The 14,561-nt window shown below is 37.7% G+C and carries 14 protein-coding genes; 12 read left to right on the forward strand and 2 right to left on the reverse strand.

All coding sequences use genetic code 11. The features are described from left to right. Positions 1-24 precede the first annotated feature (24 nt). From HMPREF9075_RS02515 to HMPREF9075_RS02535, 5 genes are all read left to right on the forward strand, one after another. Complete coding sequence (locus tag HMPREF9075_RS02515; RefSeq protein WP_157049201.1) at positions 25-783, forward strand: hypothetical protein; 759 nt, start codon at positions 25-27, stop codon at positions 781-783. Between the two features lie 297 nt (positions 784-1,080). Beyond that, a complete protein-coding gene (locus HMPREF9075_RS02520) occupies positions 1,081-1,338 on the forward strand; it encodes a hypothetical protein (RefSeq protein WP_009751304.1) in 258 nt (85 codons plus the stop codon). Positions 1,339-1,395: 57 nt separating this feature from the next. Then, a complete protein-coding gene (locus tag HMPREF9075_RS02525; RefSeq protein WP_009751305.1) occupies positions 1,396-2,562 on the forward strand; it encodes a hypothetical protein in 1,167 nt (388 codons plus the stop codon). A 4-nt stretch (positions 2,563-2,566) separates the two neighbouring features. Continuing rightward, positions 2,567-4,396, forward strand: a complete 1,830-nt coding sequence (locus HMPREF9075_RS02530) for a prenyltransferase/squalene oxidase repeat-containing protein (RefSeq protein WP_009751306.1) — start codon at positions 2,567-2,569, stop codon at positions 4,394-4,396. Continuing rightward, positions 4,396-5,592: a M50 family metallopeptidase gene (locus HMPREF9075_RS02535; protein ID WP_009751307.1), complete on the forward strand. Its 1,197-nt coding sequence runs from the start codon at positions 4,396-4,398 to the stop codon at positions 5,590-5,592. The genes HMPREF9075_RS02530 and HMPREF9075_RS02535 overlap by 1 nt, the downstream gene beginning before the upstream one ends. 353 nt (positions 5,593-5,945) lie before the next feature. Here the strand turns inward: HMPREF9075_RS02535 and HMPREF9075_RS13970 are convergent, their stop codons facing one another. Then, the gene (locus HMPREF9075_RS13970) at positions 5,946-6,077 is read right to left on the reverse strand and encodes a hypothetical protein (protein ID WP_009751308.1); all 132 of its coding nucleotides are present in this window, start codon (positions 6,075-6,077) and stop codon (positions 5,946-5,948) included. A gap of 79 nt (positions 6,078-6,156) precedes the next feature. Between HMPREF9075_RS13970 and HMPREF9075_RS02540 the strand changes: the two genes are divergently transcribed. The 3 genes from HMPREF9075_RS02540 to HMPREF9075_RS02550 are packed head-to-tail and all read left to right on the forward strand — an operon-like array spanning position 6,157 to position 9,098. Further along, complete coding sequence (locus HMPREF9075_RS02540; protein WP_009751309.1) at positions 6,157-6,951, forward strand: hypothetical protein; 795 nt, start codon at positions 6,157-6,159, stop codon at positions 6,949-6,951. A 13-nt stretch (positions 6,952-6,964) separates the two neighbouring features. Next, positions 6,965-7,657 carry a peptide chain release factor H gene (prfH, locus tag HMPREF9075_RS02545; RefSeq protein ID WP_034556575.1) on the forward strand — a complete coding sequence of 231 codons (693 nt, stop codon included), beginning with the start codon at positions 6,965-6,967 and terminating at the stop codon, positions 7,655-7,657. A gap of 49 nt (positions 7,658-7,706) precedes the next feature. After that, a complete protein-coding gene (locus HMPREF9075_RS02550; protein ID WP_009751311.1) occupies positions 7,707-9,098 on the forward strand; it encodes an RtcB family protein in 1,392 nt (463 codons plus the stop codon). A gap of 20 nt (positions 9,099-9,118) precedes the next feature. Here the strand turns inward: HMPREF9075_RS02550 and HMPREF9075_RS02555 are convergent, their stop codons facing one another. Beyond that, a complete protein-coding gene (locus HMPREF9075_RS02555; RefSeq protein ID WP_009751312.1) occupies positions 9,119-10,363 on the reverse strand; it encodes an exo-beta-N-acetylmuramidase NamZ domain-containing protein in 1,245 nt (414 codons plus the stop codon). Between the two features lie 61 nt (positions 10,364-10,424). On the opposite strand from HMPREF9075_RS02555, the gene HMPREF9075_RS02560 reads away from it, so the two are divergent. From HMPREF9075_RS02560 to HMPREF9075_RS02575, 4 genes are all read left to right on the forward strand, one after another. Next, positions 10,425-11,582: an FtsX-like permease family protein gene (locus HMPREF9075_RS02560; protein ID WP_034556576.1), complete on the forward strand. Its 1,158-nt coding sequence runs from the start codon at positions 10,425-10,427 to the stop codon at positions 11,580-11,582. A 26-nt stretch (positions 11,583-11,608) separates the two neighbouring features. Then, positions 11,609-12,154 carry a hypothetical protein gene (locus tag HMPREF9075_RS02565; RefSeq protein WP_009751314.1) on the forward strand — a complete coding sequence of 182 codons (546 nt, stop codon included), beginning with the start codon at positions 11,609-11,611 and terminating at the stop codon, positions 12,152-12,154. A gap of 229 nt (positions 12,155-12,383) precedes the next feature. Then, complete coding sequence (gene metK / locus HMPREF9075_RS02570; protein ID WP_009751315.1) at positions 12,384-13,637, forward strand: methionine adenosyltransferase; 1,254 nt, start codon at positions 12,384-12,386, stop codon at positions 13,635-13,637. Positions 13,638-13,877: 240 nt separating this feature from the next. Further along, positions 13,878-14,426, forward strand: coding sequence for an RsmD family RNA methyltransferase (locus tag HMPREF9075_RS02575; RefSeq protein ID WP_009751316.1), 549 nt, complete (start codon positions 13,878-13,880; stop codon positions 14,424-14,426). Positions 14,427-14,561 lie beyond the last annotated feature (135 nt).

The raw sequence follows: 14,561 nt of genomic DNA on the forward strand, positions 1-14,561 counted from the left end.
ATTGTTTTAGCTTTTATGTTTTTTATGGATCAGATTTTATTTTTTACTATAGAGCTTGTGGCAGCGGCAGGTGTATTTTACGTACTTAAATGGTATTTAAAAACGCACAGAAATGATTTTGAAAAGCGAGTAGAAGCCTATTGCCCGTCTTCTCCTCTACCTGAGGCGAGACAGCTATACATCACTAAGCGAAAAAAAATTATAAAATATATTTTTATAATCGCAGCAATTGTCTTTTCGTTAATCCCTTTTCTGTTTATTGGGCTGTGTGTCGATTTTGAGGTGATACGCCAAATGGATAGCGTACCCTACTTGCTTTTTGGTTATATATTGTTAACGTCTATTACCACATTTGTCCCATATTTGCTAATAATTTTCTATTATTTATACTACATTATCAATAGGACTACACAAGCGCAACAACTGCTCTTGGCAGAGATGAGCGAAGAAGATTTTGGCTATTTGGAAAAGGTAAAGCAAGTATCGAGACTATTGTATCACTTACCTCCCTTTATGCTATGTCAAGATAAATTATACATTTTTAAGCTATTGCATATCATTGAAGTACCGGTAACCAGCATTACGAACGTCAGTGCTATTTCAAAAGACAAATACAACAATATAACGGTGCTCATAGAACACTCGCAGCGCACTACCCTAACAATACCTAGTGAATTGTATCCGTTTCTCACGGCATTTATGTTTAAATACCGCTTGGCTACAGGCTATGTAGCAGAGGGGCAAAAGGCTATTCTAAATTCAATTCAGTATTTTTCACGATGATTTTTTCCAAAAAAAATCTCTATTTTATCATTAGATAAGTAGCTTTTTTACACTATCTTTGCTAAGTTGTTAAAAAACACCTTCCAAATATATCATTTTTTCAAAAAATTAAGAGTTCTAAAATATACCTTTATAATTGTTTATTTTATAAAGAATTTACTGTTAAATTTGAGTTAAACTGTACTTTTCTTTTGGTTACTTTAAAAAACTTTTCTTTATCTTTGTACCGTAAAAAGGAAGTAACCGATGCCTTACCCAAAGAAGGTTTGATTTTCCAGTATTAAAATATAAATAGTTATGGAAACAAAATTCAACAAAGAGCAAGTTTGCGAACTTGACGAAAGAGCTTTAGTAAATGCGTTTGAAGTAGAAGAACTTGAAAAACGCTATGAAATGGGATGGTTTGGCATCACTTGGAAAGGAGGGGTTCAAGGAGCTAATAGAGGATGGAATCTTCAAACAGGAGAAAATGTTCCTTTAGAGAACTTAACTTATCCACAACATCAGGTAACACCTGAAGGAGTGGATATAACCGCCGATTTAGAGATTCATTAAATTTCTAAATAAAGGACTACTCTTTTATGAGTAGTCTTTTCTAGCAAAATAAGGCTTATGAAAAAAAATATATTCACTTTTTTTATATGTGTTTTTATTATAACATTATCTTTTTCACAAAACAATATCTCTAAATATCTTGTAGATAAAGATACCAAAGTTCCTTTACGGTCTGCTACTATCCATAATGCGAGCAACTATACTATCACTAATGACGACGGGCTTTTTGTATTCTATTCTGCTAATGATAGTATTACTATCAAAATGTTAGGCTATGAAACCCTCAGAACTACTTTCAAAGCGCTGAGTCATATAAAAGACACCTTGTACCTTACCCCAAAACCTTTTCAGTTAGATGAAGTAACCCTTTCTAACAAAAACATTATACAAGAAGCCTATAATCACGCCACTACCAATTATCCTATGGAACCTTTTGTTGAGGATTTCTTTTTACGTTGTATCCTCAAACGCAATGGTGAACTCGTGAAAATAGAAGATTTCAGTGGGCGTATCAAACGCGATCAACTATTAGGAGTCAAAAAAAAATTCACCTTTCAATTGCTGAATATGCGTAAGTTTGGTATAGAAAAGAAAGGAGTGCGTGCAGATAATTTTGAACTACCTTCTCTAAATGACTTATTTCAATGGTGGAGTAATATTTTATTTTTAGATTCAAAGGAGTACCGTTTTTCAGGACTTAAAGTTATAGATGAAACACATCAACAGGTAAGTCATACTCCTAAAAATGAAGAAGATGATAAAAGTGGTATAGGTTATTTCATTATCAATACCGATGATTATGCCGTCAAAGAACGCATTCATAAAATCAATCCTAAAATAATTCATAAAATACCATATACTAAAAAACCATTCATCAAATACAGAACTATTGATTATTTTTATAAGGAAAAATGTGAGAAAGACAACAAAAACAACAAATATTTTATAGCCAATGCTATAGTTGGCGCAAAAGTAGAAGGATATGTAGGCGAAGAAAGAATCGTATACGATGTAAGTTTCGAGCTCATTGTTACTCGCCCTTTTTCAGATCTCAGTACTTTTAAAGCTAATGTAAATGGCGAAAAAGAGCTCTTTAAATTAGAAGTGCCCTATAACAAAGAATTTTGGGAGACTCAAAACCAGCTCCCCCTTACCAATGAAATGCGCGATTTTATCAATAAACCCCACAACACAAAAGAATACCGCGTGATATCTAATTTTTAGCCTTATGCCTACCACCGAGAAATCCCCTGAATTTTACAAGCATTACCCCGCTTTGTTTCACACTTATTTTCCTACTATAAGTGCTGAAACCTTACATTTACTCTGCAAAGCAGGTTATACCTATTACAATGCAGTACTTTGTTTAGACGCCTTAGTAGATGAGGGCGATACCAAAGCATTGGTGGAAATGCTTGCCTTGCAAGAGGAAACAATTAAAATCCTCACGAGTATTTACGGTTATAAATCGCCTTTTTGGGAACTATGGCAACAGCGCAAAGCGGAGTACTTTAAGGCTATACAAACCGAAAAACGCCTGCTTACTACCCCTGAGGTATCGTTTGAACAATACAGTAGCTTAGCAGATGACAAGTCGGCTTTTGGCAAAATAGCTATAGATAGCCTTTGGGTACAAAGCAACTCTCAAAACAAGGCTGTGTACGAAAAATTATTATTGTCACATCGCTATTTTTCAGTAGGGTTTCAGCTCTATGACGATGTAAAAGATTTTGCACGTGATGTACGCCGTGGGCAATTCAATTGGGCGGTCTATCAGTTGCAACAAAAAGTAGATTTTGCAGGAGAACAACACGAGCCTAACACCCTTCACAAATATTTGTTTGTAAAAGGCGTGGGGCAAGACTTGCTGAAAGAAGCTATTGTACAGTTTGAAAAGGCAAAAGCTGTAGTAGCTGAGCTGAATATTCCCAGCGGGTGGTTGCAAACTATTGAGCAGATGATTACTACTATCCAAAGCTATTTGGAAACTACCGAAGGTTATTTGGCTGTGCTAAAAACCACTCTTGCTCTTAAAAAAGAACGAAACACTGCCCCTTTTTTCAATTTTTCAGCAGTAAAAGAAGAGAGCATACACAAAGGCTTGGATTTTATAGAGCAAGATTTCCGTCAGCATTACGCTGAACTGAAACATACTATGTACTTAGGTAATGCCGAAGGCTTTGAGAACACTTGTCAGGTACATACCTCCGATACTTTCCAACGTGTACTATTAGACGATTGCTTTTACACTATTGCTCAAAGATACCAGTTGCCCATTACATCTTTCTTTGAGGAGGAATTCCACTACTTTATGGAGCGTATCAATCCCGAAGTAGGCGCTTGGCAATACTTCCCCACCGTACAAGAAATAGCTCCTGATATTGACGATTTGGCGCAAATAATGCAGTTCTTTATTCATATTGGCAAAAAAGATGAGATTGCTAAACACTGTCAAAAAGCTATTGATACGGCTATCAATAGTAGAAGTTGTACTAATGGGGGCATTGAAACGTGGATACTTCCCAAGCACAACCTAACACCTCTACAGCAAAAGCAACAGTATTTCAACGAAAGCAAATGGGGTACAGGTCCCGATGTGGAGGTAGTAGCTAACTTCTTGTATGCGCTCCATCTTTATGACCCAAAAGCCTATTTGTCTGTTATCCAAAAAGGAATTAGTTATTTATTCTCTCAACAAAAAGAAGAAGGTTATTGGGAGAGTCGTTGGTATTACGGCAATTATTACGGTACCTACGTTTGTGTGCGCTTGTTGCAACGCTTTGGTGAGCAATATACAAACCAGATACAGCGTGCTGTCAATTATATCAAAACTCATCTCCCTACTGAACCCCTTTCTATGGCATTGGCTTTACTCACTTTAAAAATAGTGGGGCTCAACACTGATGAAACTGTTATAATCCTACAAGAACAATTGCTTGCTACTCAAAATACCTCAGGAGGGTGGGAAGCTATGAACTTTATCAAACCTAAAGCGTACGAACCTTATAAAAGCGAGACACTCACTACTGCTTACGCCCTTAAAGCCCTTTGTTTCTAATGCAAAACAAAATTCCACATATTAATCCCTCTATTACTTTCAATAAACTCAATGATAAAGAGTTTATTCTCTGTAACACTCTGCATAAGCATTATTTGAAAATTAATAAAGATACTTATGACCTCCTTTCACTCATAGACAATGAGCGCTCTCTTCAAGAGATATGTGAACTACACAACCAGCAATCTGAAAAGAAAATTACAGTAAACGCTCTGCACTTTCTTCTTTACAACAAACTCTCAAAGTATGGATTGTTAGAAGGCGAAGAAGAACAAATAAAACCTTATCAAAAGCCTTCCTATCTCAAGCTGAGTTTTATCATTTTTAACAAGCGTTTTATTGCTAAAATCACCCCTTCACTACATTTTCTTTTTCGCAAGAAAATCGCTTGGCTTATCTTATTCGTCTGTACAATGGTGATAGGTACAGAGCTTTATTTACTTTTAGATGGTTATAAGAGTTTTAAGGTGCAAGAAAGTGTTATTTTCTTTTTGGTGGTAATGGCTATAAGTGTTACTTTTCACGAATTGGGGCACGCTACCGCAGCAAGCCATTTTGGGGCAGAACACGGAGGAATCGGCGGTGGTTTCTATTTGTTTACTCCTGTTTATTTTGCCGATGTTACTGATGTATGGCGACTCAAGAAATGGCAACGGGTGGTAGTAAATTGTGCAGGAATGTATTTTGAAATCATTTTCTGTACCTTGCTCTCATTAGTAGGGTTATTGTTAGGACAAATAAGTCTAACTCTCATTGCTATTATTGTTTGTTTACATACTTTTTTTAATCTCAATCCATTTCTCAGAAGCGATGGTTATTGGATACTCTCAGATATTACAAATAAACCTAACCTTTTGCAACACTCTTTCCGCAAAATAGGTGATATTTTTAGAATGATCAAAGGTAAAAAGGTACAGTGGACAAAAATAGATTTTCTCTTATTAGTCTACGGTTTAATAAGCTATAGTTTTATTGTACTGTTTGTGCATTATGTACTATTTAAGAATCCTAACTCTATATTACATTTCCCTCAAAACTTATATCATTTTTTTAAAAATTTATGTAATAAGGACGCTACCATTAGTTTGGTATCATTTGGTGAGTTGATTGTACCAATGCTATTCTTTTATCTCTTGTTCAGCTTTTTAAAGGGAATTTTTGCAAAAAATAAATATTCTTGTTTCTGGAATTGGTAGAAATCTGGAATTATATATAGATTTTTGTTTGTTCAGATTTTATTATTACCTTTGTAACCACAAAAACTAAAATACTATGCAGACATTAATTACAAAAACAGCTAAACCCGCTAAAAAAGAAGCTAAAAAAAACTAACCAATGCTGAAAAAGATAAGCTTATAAAAGAACTTTCAGAACAAGCCAACAGAAATATAGCTTATAAATTTATGTTTAACTATTTAGGGAACAACACTATTTAAAAAATAATTCTTCTTTTTTTCTTGCTAATTCAAAAAATAGTAGTACCTTTGCCGCCGAATTACGAACAAATCATTGTTTAACCTTATAAATACACACGAAGAAATGACCTACATCAAGTTACATATCGCATCTGTATTACCTTTGCACAAGGTAACGCTTCGTGGCGTATCTGCTTGATTAGAATAATAGTATAAAATATAGAAGAGCCCGAAGCACCCGCTTCGGGCTTTTTGTTTTTCCTCACAAATAGAATTTTTAGGACACCTTCCTATCACATTTTCCCGAAGCAATTAAATTGTTAATTATTAATTGTCAATTGAAAAATGGGAAATCTATATATTACCCCCGAAGGCGTCTCTCGCCTCCGCAATTTGCGCACTCGTAAGCGTATTGTCCGAACCGATTACGAGAAATATCTGCGCGAATGCTGTGTTCGCCATCCTGAATTAGAAAAGCAGAAACGAAATCTGCCGCTTGTACCTCTTGAAAAACCTTACCAAAAGGGTTATGTGCGTTTTTTTGTACTGAGAGAAGATGTAAGACAAGGTAAGCAAGCCGACTTTTTCGCTACGCTCTTAGAGAAAATCAACACCTATCAATACGCTGATAACCGCAAATTCCAAAAGAAGAAAAAGCGCCGTGGCAAACGTGTCTATATAGCTCGTAAACAGGAATTGTACACTTTCAGTCAGTGGGAATGGGAAAGAGTTATCGAGACGGGAAAGTTCTCTGAAAAGGAACGCACCTATTTTGCGAGAATAGAGTGTTTCAATCACCAAAAAGACCGTTTTGAAACGTATTACGAGTTTACCGAAGCGTGGCGTTTTGAACTGCGCGTAAAACCTAATATGATCACTCATTACCGCCCAATAGATGTAGCCATAGAGCGAGAACTCGCCGAGCTTGATAAAATCATAAATAACCATAAGAACTGGGGGATTATCCATAGCAAAATCTATGGAGATAATTATTCGTGGAGGCAATACGAAAAACGCTATACGCCTAAGGAAAAGTACAAACGCACTCCACTGAAAGAGATTGCCTCCCTTAAGTATCACACCCCAGCAATAGAAATTGGGGAGATGCTTTTGGAGTGCAAGCCGTATGTGCAATTATAAACAAAAAGAAAAAATGGAAGAAAAAATCATACAAATCACCGCAGGGCGTGGTCCCTTAGAATGCCAATGGGTAGTGGCGAAAGTACTGAAAACATTTTTGCAAGAGGCTACCCAAGCTGGCATTGACTATACTATTCTCAGCCGAGAGGAAGGCGATGCTAATCTGACTATAAAATCGGTTATGCTACAACTTAAAAGCAAGGAGCTATCGGCTTTCCTGAAAAGTTGGCTCGGTACGGTTTGTTGGGTTGGCAAGAGCACCTTTCGCAAATTCCACCAGCGCAGCAATTGGTATATAGGTGTTTTTGAACTCAACCAATTGCAACGCCAGCCTTTCTCGGAGCGCGATGTACAATTCCAAACTACTCGCTCTCAAGGCAATGGCGGACAGAATGTGAACAAAGTGAATTCAGCAGTGCGTGCTACCCACCTGCCCTCAGGGGTAAGCGTTTTTGCACAAGATTCGCGTTCGCAACTCGACAATAAGAAGCTCGCTCTCAACCGTCTGAGGGAAAAGCTCGCCGAAATAGAGCTTCAGCAACTTGCCGAGCAAGCGCAAAACCATTGGAACAATCACACCCAAGTGCAGCGGGGCAATCCTACACGCTCCTTTAATGGTTCTGATTTCAAAAGCACTTATGTAGAGAAGAGCTATAAGAAGGAACGCGCTGCGGCTAAGAGGGAAATTAGGGAATTTGTTAATTAGCAAATGAGGAAATTAGCAAATTAGCAAATTGACAAATCAACAAATTATTATGGCAAATTTAAAACTCAAAGGGAAAGACCTACTGAAGTTAGGTTTTCCGAATAATCAATCTATTAATGTAGCGTTGGAAGTGATGAAACGCAATTACGCTACTAAAAACTTAGCGTATGTAAAGTCGGTGCTGGAAGATATTTTAAAAAATCCTGCACAGTACGAAGGTCACCTTACTTTTGGTCAGATAGCCGAAGCGCTGCTTTCGTCTACTAAAACTGAAAAAAGACAGCTCAACAGCTTGCGTGCCCCTTATCATATCTTTGGCGAGGACATCACCGAAGAGGCAAAAATGCAACTCTATACGGCTCTGAAACTCCCTATTTCGGTTGGGGGCGCCCTGATGCCTGATGCCCATAGTGGCTATGGCTTGCCCATAGGGGGCGTGCTGGCGGTAGAGAATGCAGTGATTCCTTACGGGGTAGGGTTGGACATCGGTTGCCGTATGTGCCTCAGTATCTTGGATATACCAGTGTCGTACCTCTCGGGGGCTCGTGATAAGTACGAGAAAGCCCTTGCCGAGCATACGAAGTTTGGTATGTACGAAACCCACAAATCGCACGTAGAGCACGAGATTTTTGACCGCGATACTTTTTCGCTTATCCCTATCCTCAAACGATTGAAAGATAAGGCAATTAAGCAGATGGGTACTTCGGGTAGTGGTAATCACTTTGTGGAGTTTGGCGAGGTAGAACTTTTAGCAGACGACCCACAAATAGGGCTCCCTAAAGGAAAGTACTTGGGTATCCTTTCGCATAGCGGTTCGCGTGGGTTCGGGGCGGAGATAGCGCAGTATTACGTACGTGTGGCAGCCGAGCAATGTCCGCTACCCAAAGAAGCACAGCAGTTTGCGTGGCTTGATCTTAATACTCACTTGGGATTGGAGTATTGGACGGCTATGAACCTCGCAGGTGATTATGCTTCGGCTTGTCACGATGACATTCATCGCCGACTTATTCGTGCGGTAGGTGGGCGACTCAGAGCGCGTATTGAGAACCACCACAATTTTGCTTGGAAAGAAATTCATAATGGCAAGGAAGTGGTAGTACACCGCAAAGGGGCTACCCCTGCTGGTGAGGGAGTATTGGGTATTATCCCTGCCTCGATGACCGATGCTGGCTACATTGTGCGTGGCAAGGGCAATGCCGAGAGTTTCAATTCAGCCTCACACGGGGCTGGGCGTGCCTTCTCGCGCAATGAGAGCAAAAACCGCTTTACGAGTTCGGATATTAAAAAAGCTCTGAAAACCAAAGATATTACCCTCATTGGGGGTAATGCTGAAGAAGCACCTATGGCGTATAAAAACATTGAAGCTGTAATGCAGTCACAAACAGATTTGGTAGCTGTTATTGGCACTTTTCAGCCTAAAATAGTAAGAATGGACAAGTAAATCGACAAAAAAATACCTGCTTATGGATAAAGCAGGTATTTTTTTCTTGTTTTTTTAAATTTATTGAGTTCTTGTTGCCAACTTAGGCGTATTTCGGCTTCTGTTTTCCCTTCAGTAATTTGTTTTTTTAGCAAATCATTGCCTGCAATTTTATTAAATGATGAGGTAAAGAAAGGTGTTTTTACACTTTTGCCTTGTTCAAAGGCTTTTTTGAGCCAAGTAAGATTTATTTGTGATAGATAAGGTGTATGGCTTAGGTCTTCGCCATAGCACTGTTTGCCATTAAATTTGGGACTTTTATCGCCTTCATTGGGCTTGGGAGTAAAGTGAAAAGTTGTTTTATCAAAATAAGGAGAGCCATATATTTGAAACTGCTGATTAGTACCCCGCCCCATACTCACATTAGTTCCTTCAAAGAAACACAAGCTTGGATAGAGATTGACCGCTACCTCATTGGGCAAATTGGGTGAAGGTTTTACAGGCAGTTTATAAGGCATTTGGTGATTGTAATAAGCCAATTTTACAACTTTAAGATTGGCAGTAACTCCCTTTTCAAGCCATTTTTCACCATTAATCATTTGAGCATATTCGCCTATGGTCATTCCGTATACAATAGGTACAGGGTGCATTCCTATAAAACTTTTAAAAGCAGGTTGTAATACAGGTCCGTCAATATAATGAGCATTAGGGTTAGGACGATCTAACACTATAAGAGGAATATGCTGTTCGGCACAGGCTTCCATCACATAGTGCAGTGTAGAGATATAGGTATAAAAGCGAGCCCCAACATCTTGGAGGTCAAAAAGCATAACATCTATATCTTTAAGTTGTTGCGGTGATGGTTTTTTATTTTTGCCATATAAAGAAATTATAGGAAGACCTGTTTGAGTATCCTTACCATCTTTAATGACTTCTCCCGCATCGGCTTGCCCTCTAAAACCGTGCTCGGGAGCAAATACTTTAGTCACCTTAATTTTCTTCTTCAGGAGCGTATCTACTAAATGAACATAGGTATTTTTTTTAGTGCGAACAATACCTGTTTGATTCGTAACTATTCCTACATTCTTATTTTCTAAATCATTGGTATATAGATACATTCGATTAGCACCTTCTACTATTTCTTTAGGGTGTTTTTCCTTTGTTTGCTGAGTAGTGTCGGTACGTGGTTGTCCATTATTTTTGCAAGATATGAGCGTACATATTAAAAAAATTGTAACTTTGGCACCATAAAAAGGGCATATTGTTTTGAATACAGAATATTTCATAGCTAAAAAGGTTATATTTTCAAAGGGCGACAAAGGTACAATATCTTCACCAATTATCAAAATGGCAATTGCAGCTATTGCAATAGGAATGGTGATGATGCTTATTGCTATTGCTACAGGTACAGGATTACGCCAAAAAATTCGTGAAAAATTAGTAGTCTTTCACGGGCATATACAGATTTTTGCGTATGACAATAACGCCTCAGAAGTAAGTACCCATCCTATTTCCATAAACCAAGAATTTTATCCTTACTTTAAGCAAGTGCCAGAAGTTACTCATATACAAGCAGTTGCTACTAAAGGAGGAATTATACGCACCGAAAACACTTATGAGTCTATCTTAGCTAAAGGAGTAGGCAAGGATTATAATTGGCAACTTTTGCAAGATTTTATCACCGAAGGGCGTACCCCTAATGTATCGGGCGAAGAAATTTCAAACGAAATTCTTCTTTCTACCTATTTAGCTAACCGGTTGCATCTAAAAATTGGAGATCATTGCCACGCTATTTTTCTAAAAGATGAAGATTCGCAAACGCCCAACCAGCGTAGTTTTAAAATTGTAGGTCTGTATAATAGTGGCTTTCAGGAGTTTGATGCCTCCTACGTTTTTACAGATATACGGCAAATACAGAAAATGAACAAATGGCAGCAAGATGAAGTAGGTAATTTTGAACTCTTTATCAATGATTTTGACCGTATTGAAGATGTAGGTTACAAAGTATATGGTGCCGTAGGGTCGTTTTTAGATGCACAAACAATTATTCAGAAATTTCCCTTTATCTTTGAATGGGTAGGTATGTTCGATTTCAATATATACCTAATTATCGGTATAATGATTATTGTAGGAGGTTTTAATATGATTACTGCTATTTTAGTACTTATATTAGAAAAAACACCTATGATTGGTGTACTGAAAAGCTTAGGAATGACCGATCGCAGTATCAGAAAAATATTTTTGTACAATGCCACTTACATCATTGGCTTAGGGCTTTTATGGGGAAATGCCTTAGGCTTTTTGTTATTATGGCTACAACAGCGATATAGCCTCATCAAGCTAGATGCTGCAACTTATTACGTAAGCGAAGTACCCATTGCAATAAGCAGTATTGCAGTAATATTGCTAAACATAGGTGTATTGCTCTTATGCCTGCTGATGTTATTAGTACCTACCTATGTAATTACTAAAATATCCCCTACAGAAACAATGAAAATAAAATAATAAGAAACTTTTAAATAAATTATCGTATGAAAATGAGACTTTTTTTTAGTTTTATTACTTTTTTATTAGCAAGTAGCTACGTTATGGGGCAAAGTCCCAATATTTTATCACCTTCCTACCAACAAAATAAGAAAAATATATGGACTTATGGCGGAAACGTAGGTATAAACTTCACGAGTTACGGCTTAGGAATAGACTTATCACCCCAAGTAGGGCTAAAAGTCACAGATGATTTAGAAGTAGGGATTGTAGTGAATGGTAGTTTGCAAAATTCAGAGTACTTTCGCAGTCTTCTTTTGGGGGTAGGCCCTGTGGCATCGTACTACATAGGTAGGGTTGCTTACCTTAGTACCTCCTATCAGCATTATTTTGTATCACAAAAACATAAAACACTCGATACTACTTATAACATCAACGAAGATGCGCTATATATTGGAGCGGGCTATATGCAACAACTCGGAGCTAATGTATATATGCGCTTTGGCGGAAGCTATAATATACTTTACAAAGAAGGAAAAAGTATTTTTGGTAGCCGATTTATACCCAATATAGGGGTAGTAATAGGACTATAACACCCCGTGCAGCTCGCATAAAAATAATTATTTTAAACTTGACAATTAAACATTATTTTGTATCTTTGCCGCAGAAATAATAACAGGAGGACAAATTTGTACTGATTGCAACCTCTTGGGGTACTCCCCTAAAAATGCTAAAACAGTAATTTTCATTACTCTTCAACATCATAGTACCCCAAATAAAAGCAGGGCAACAATTGTCTTCTACCTAAAAATACAATAACAAATGGGATATTTATTTACCTCTGAGTCCGTTTCTGAAGGACACCCTGACAAAGTGGCAGACCAAATTAGCGATGCCCTTATTGATAACTTTCTCGCCTTTGACCCACATTCCAAAGTGGCTTGCGAAACTTTAGTAACCACAGGGCAAGTGGTATTGGCAGGGGAAGTGAAATCTAACACTTATATTGATGTGCAACAAATTGCACGCAATGTAATCAAAAAAATCGGTTACATCAAAAGCGAGTATATGTTTGAAGCAAACTCGTGCGGAGTATTATCAGCCATACACGAACAGTCTCCCGATATCAATCAAGGAGTAGAACGCGGAAAACCTGAAGAACAAGGTGCTGGTGACCAAGGAATGATGTTTGGCTATGCCGTAAATGAAACCGAAAACTATATGCCATTGGCTTTAGACCTTTCGCACGCATTACTAAGAGAATTAGCTGATTTGCGCCGCGAAAATAAAGAAATTACCTATTTACGCCCCGATGCTAAAAGCCAAGTAACTTTAGAATATGACGATAACAACAAGCCTGTGCGCATCAATACCATTGTTATCTCAACGCAACACGATGATTTCGATACCGAAAAAGCAATGCTAAAGAAAATCAAAGAAGACATTGTGCACATCCTCATTCCTCGCGTGATTAAGAAGTACCCCCAGTACGCACCCTTCTTTGATGACAATATTATTTACCACATCAACCCTACAGGTATCTTTGTAATTGGGGGTCCTCATGGCGATACAGGCTTAACAGGACGCAAAATTATTGTTGATACCTACGGAGGAAAAGGGGCTCACGGTGGAGGTGCTTTTTCAGGCAAAGACCCTAGCAAGGTAGACCGCAGTGCGGCTTATGCGATGCGTCATATTGCTAAAAACTTAGTCGCTGCAGGGGTTGCTAGCGAAGTGCTTGTACAAGTAAGCTACGCTATTGGGGTAGCTGAACCTACAGGAGTATATGTAAATACTTATGGAACAAGCAAAGTAAACCTAACTGATGGTGAAATAGCAAAAAAAATACAAGAAATTTTCTCGTTGCGTCCCTATGATATAGAACAACGTTTGAAATTGCGAAATCCTATTTATAGCGAAACCGCCTCATATGGGCATATGGGACGTACCCCCCAAGTAGTTACTAAGGTATTTTCATCACCGTATCACAAAACCAAAGAACTCACTGTTGAGCTTTTCACTTGGGAAAAGTTAGATTATGTAGAAAAGGTAAAAGAAGCCTTCCAGCTATCATAGAACAAAGCTAAAAAGTCTTTATAACAAGAAAAATAGTACCACGACTTTGGCAAACTATAAAAGTTTGCCAAAGTTTTTTTTTGCAATACTCTCACCGAACCTTGAGCGAAGGTTGAGCGAAGGTTTAGCGAAGGAAAGTCGGTGAGCTGGCGCAGCCGAGTATGTGATACTAAATTAATGATTAATCATTGCTTATTAAACATTATTTTATATCTTTGCCTATGAAAAATAAATAAAAAAATGCGTATTATTTCAGGAAAAAACAAAGGAAAACAACTTATAGCACCCTCCAAATTACCCGTGCGCCCCACAACAGATTTTGCAAAAGAAGCTCTTTTCAATATCCTTAATAATGATTACTATTTTGAACAACTCTCTGTACTCGACCTCTTTACAGGTACAGGCAACCTATCTTATGAGTTTGCAAGTAGGGGCTGTCCTGCTGTAATAGCCGTAGATAGCTATAATGCCTGCATACAGTTTGTAAATAAAACAGCCCGCGAACTCAATTACCCCATTACAGCACTAAAAGCCGATGTATTTGAGTACCTAAAACGCACCAAACAACAATTTGATGTCATCTTTGCCGACCCACCCTATGATTTTCCTTTAGAAAAAATAGCACTAATAGTACAACTTGTGTTTGATAATGAACTACTTAACGAAAATGGTATCCTCATTATTGAACATTCCACCCGTACCGATACCTCTACACTCCCTTTTTTTTCCTACGAAAAAAAATATGGAGGCTGTGTATTTAGCTTTTTTGAAAAAGATTTAGATACATAAAATTATGACCGAAATATTGTTACTAAGGAATTTCAAAAGAGTGTAAAAAAATATTTAAAATAATTTTGATATTTAGACAAATTATCGTACATTTGTAGCGTTATTCAGAAGAAATTATTCGTTTTCTTACGCTAT

The organism is Capnocytophaga sp. oral taxon 332 str. F0381 (genome assembly GCF_000318275.2).
Taxonomy (GTDB): domain Bacteria; phylum Bacteroidota; class Bacteroidia; order Flavobacteriales; family Flavobacteriaceae; genus Capnocytophaga; species Capnocytophaga bilenii.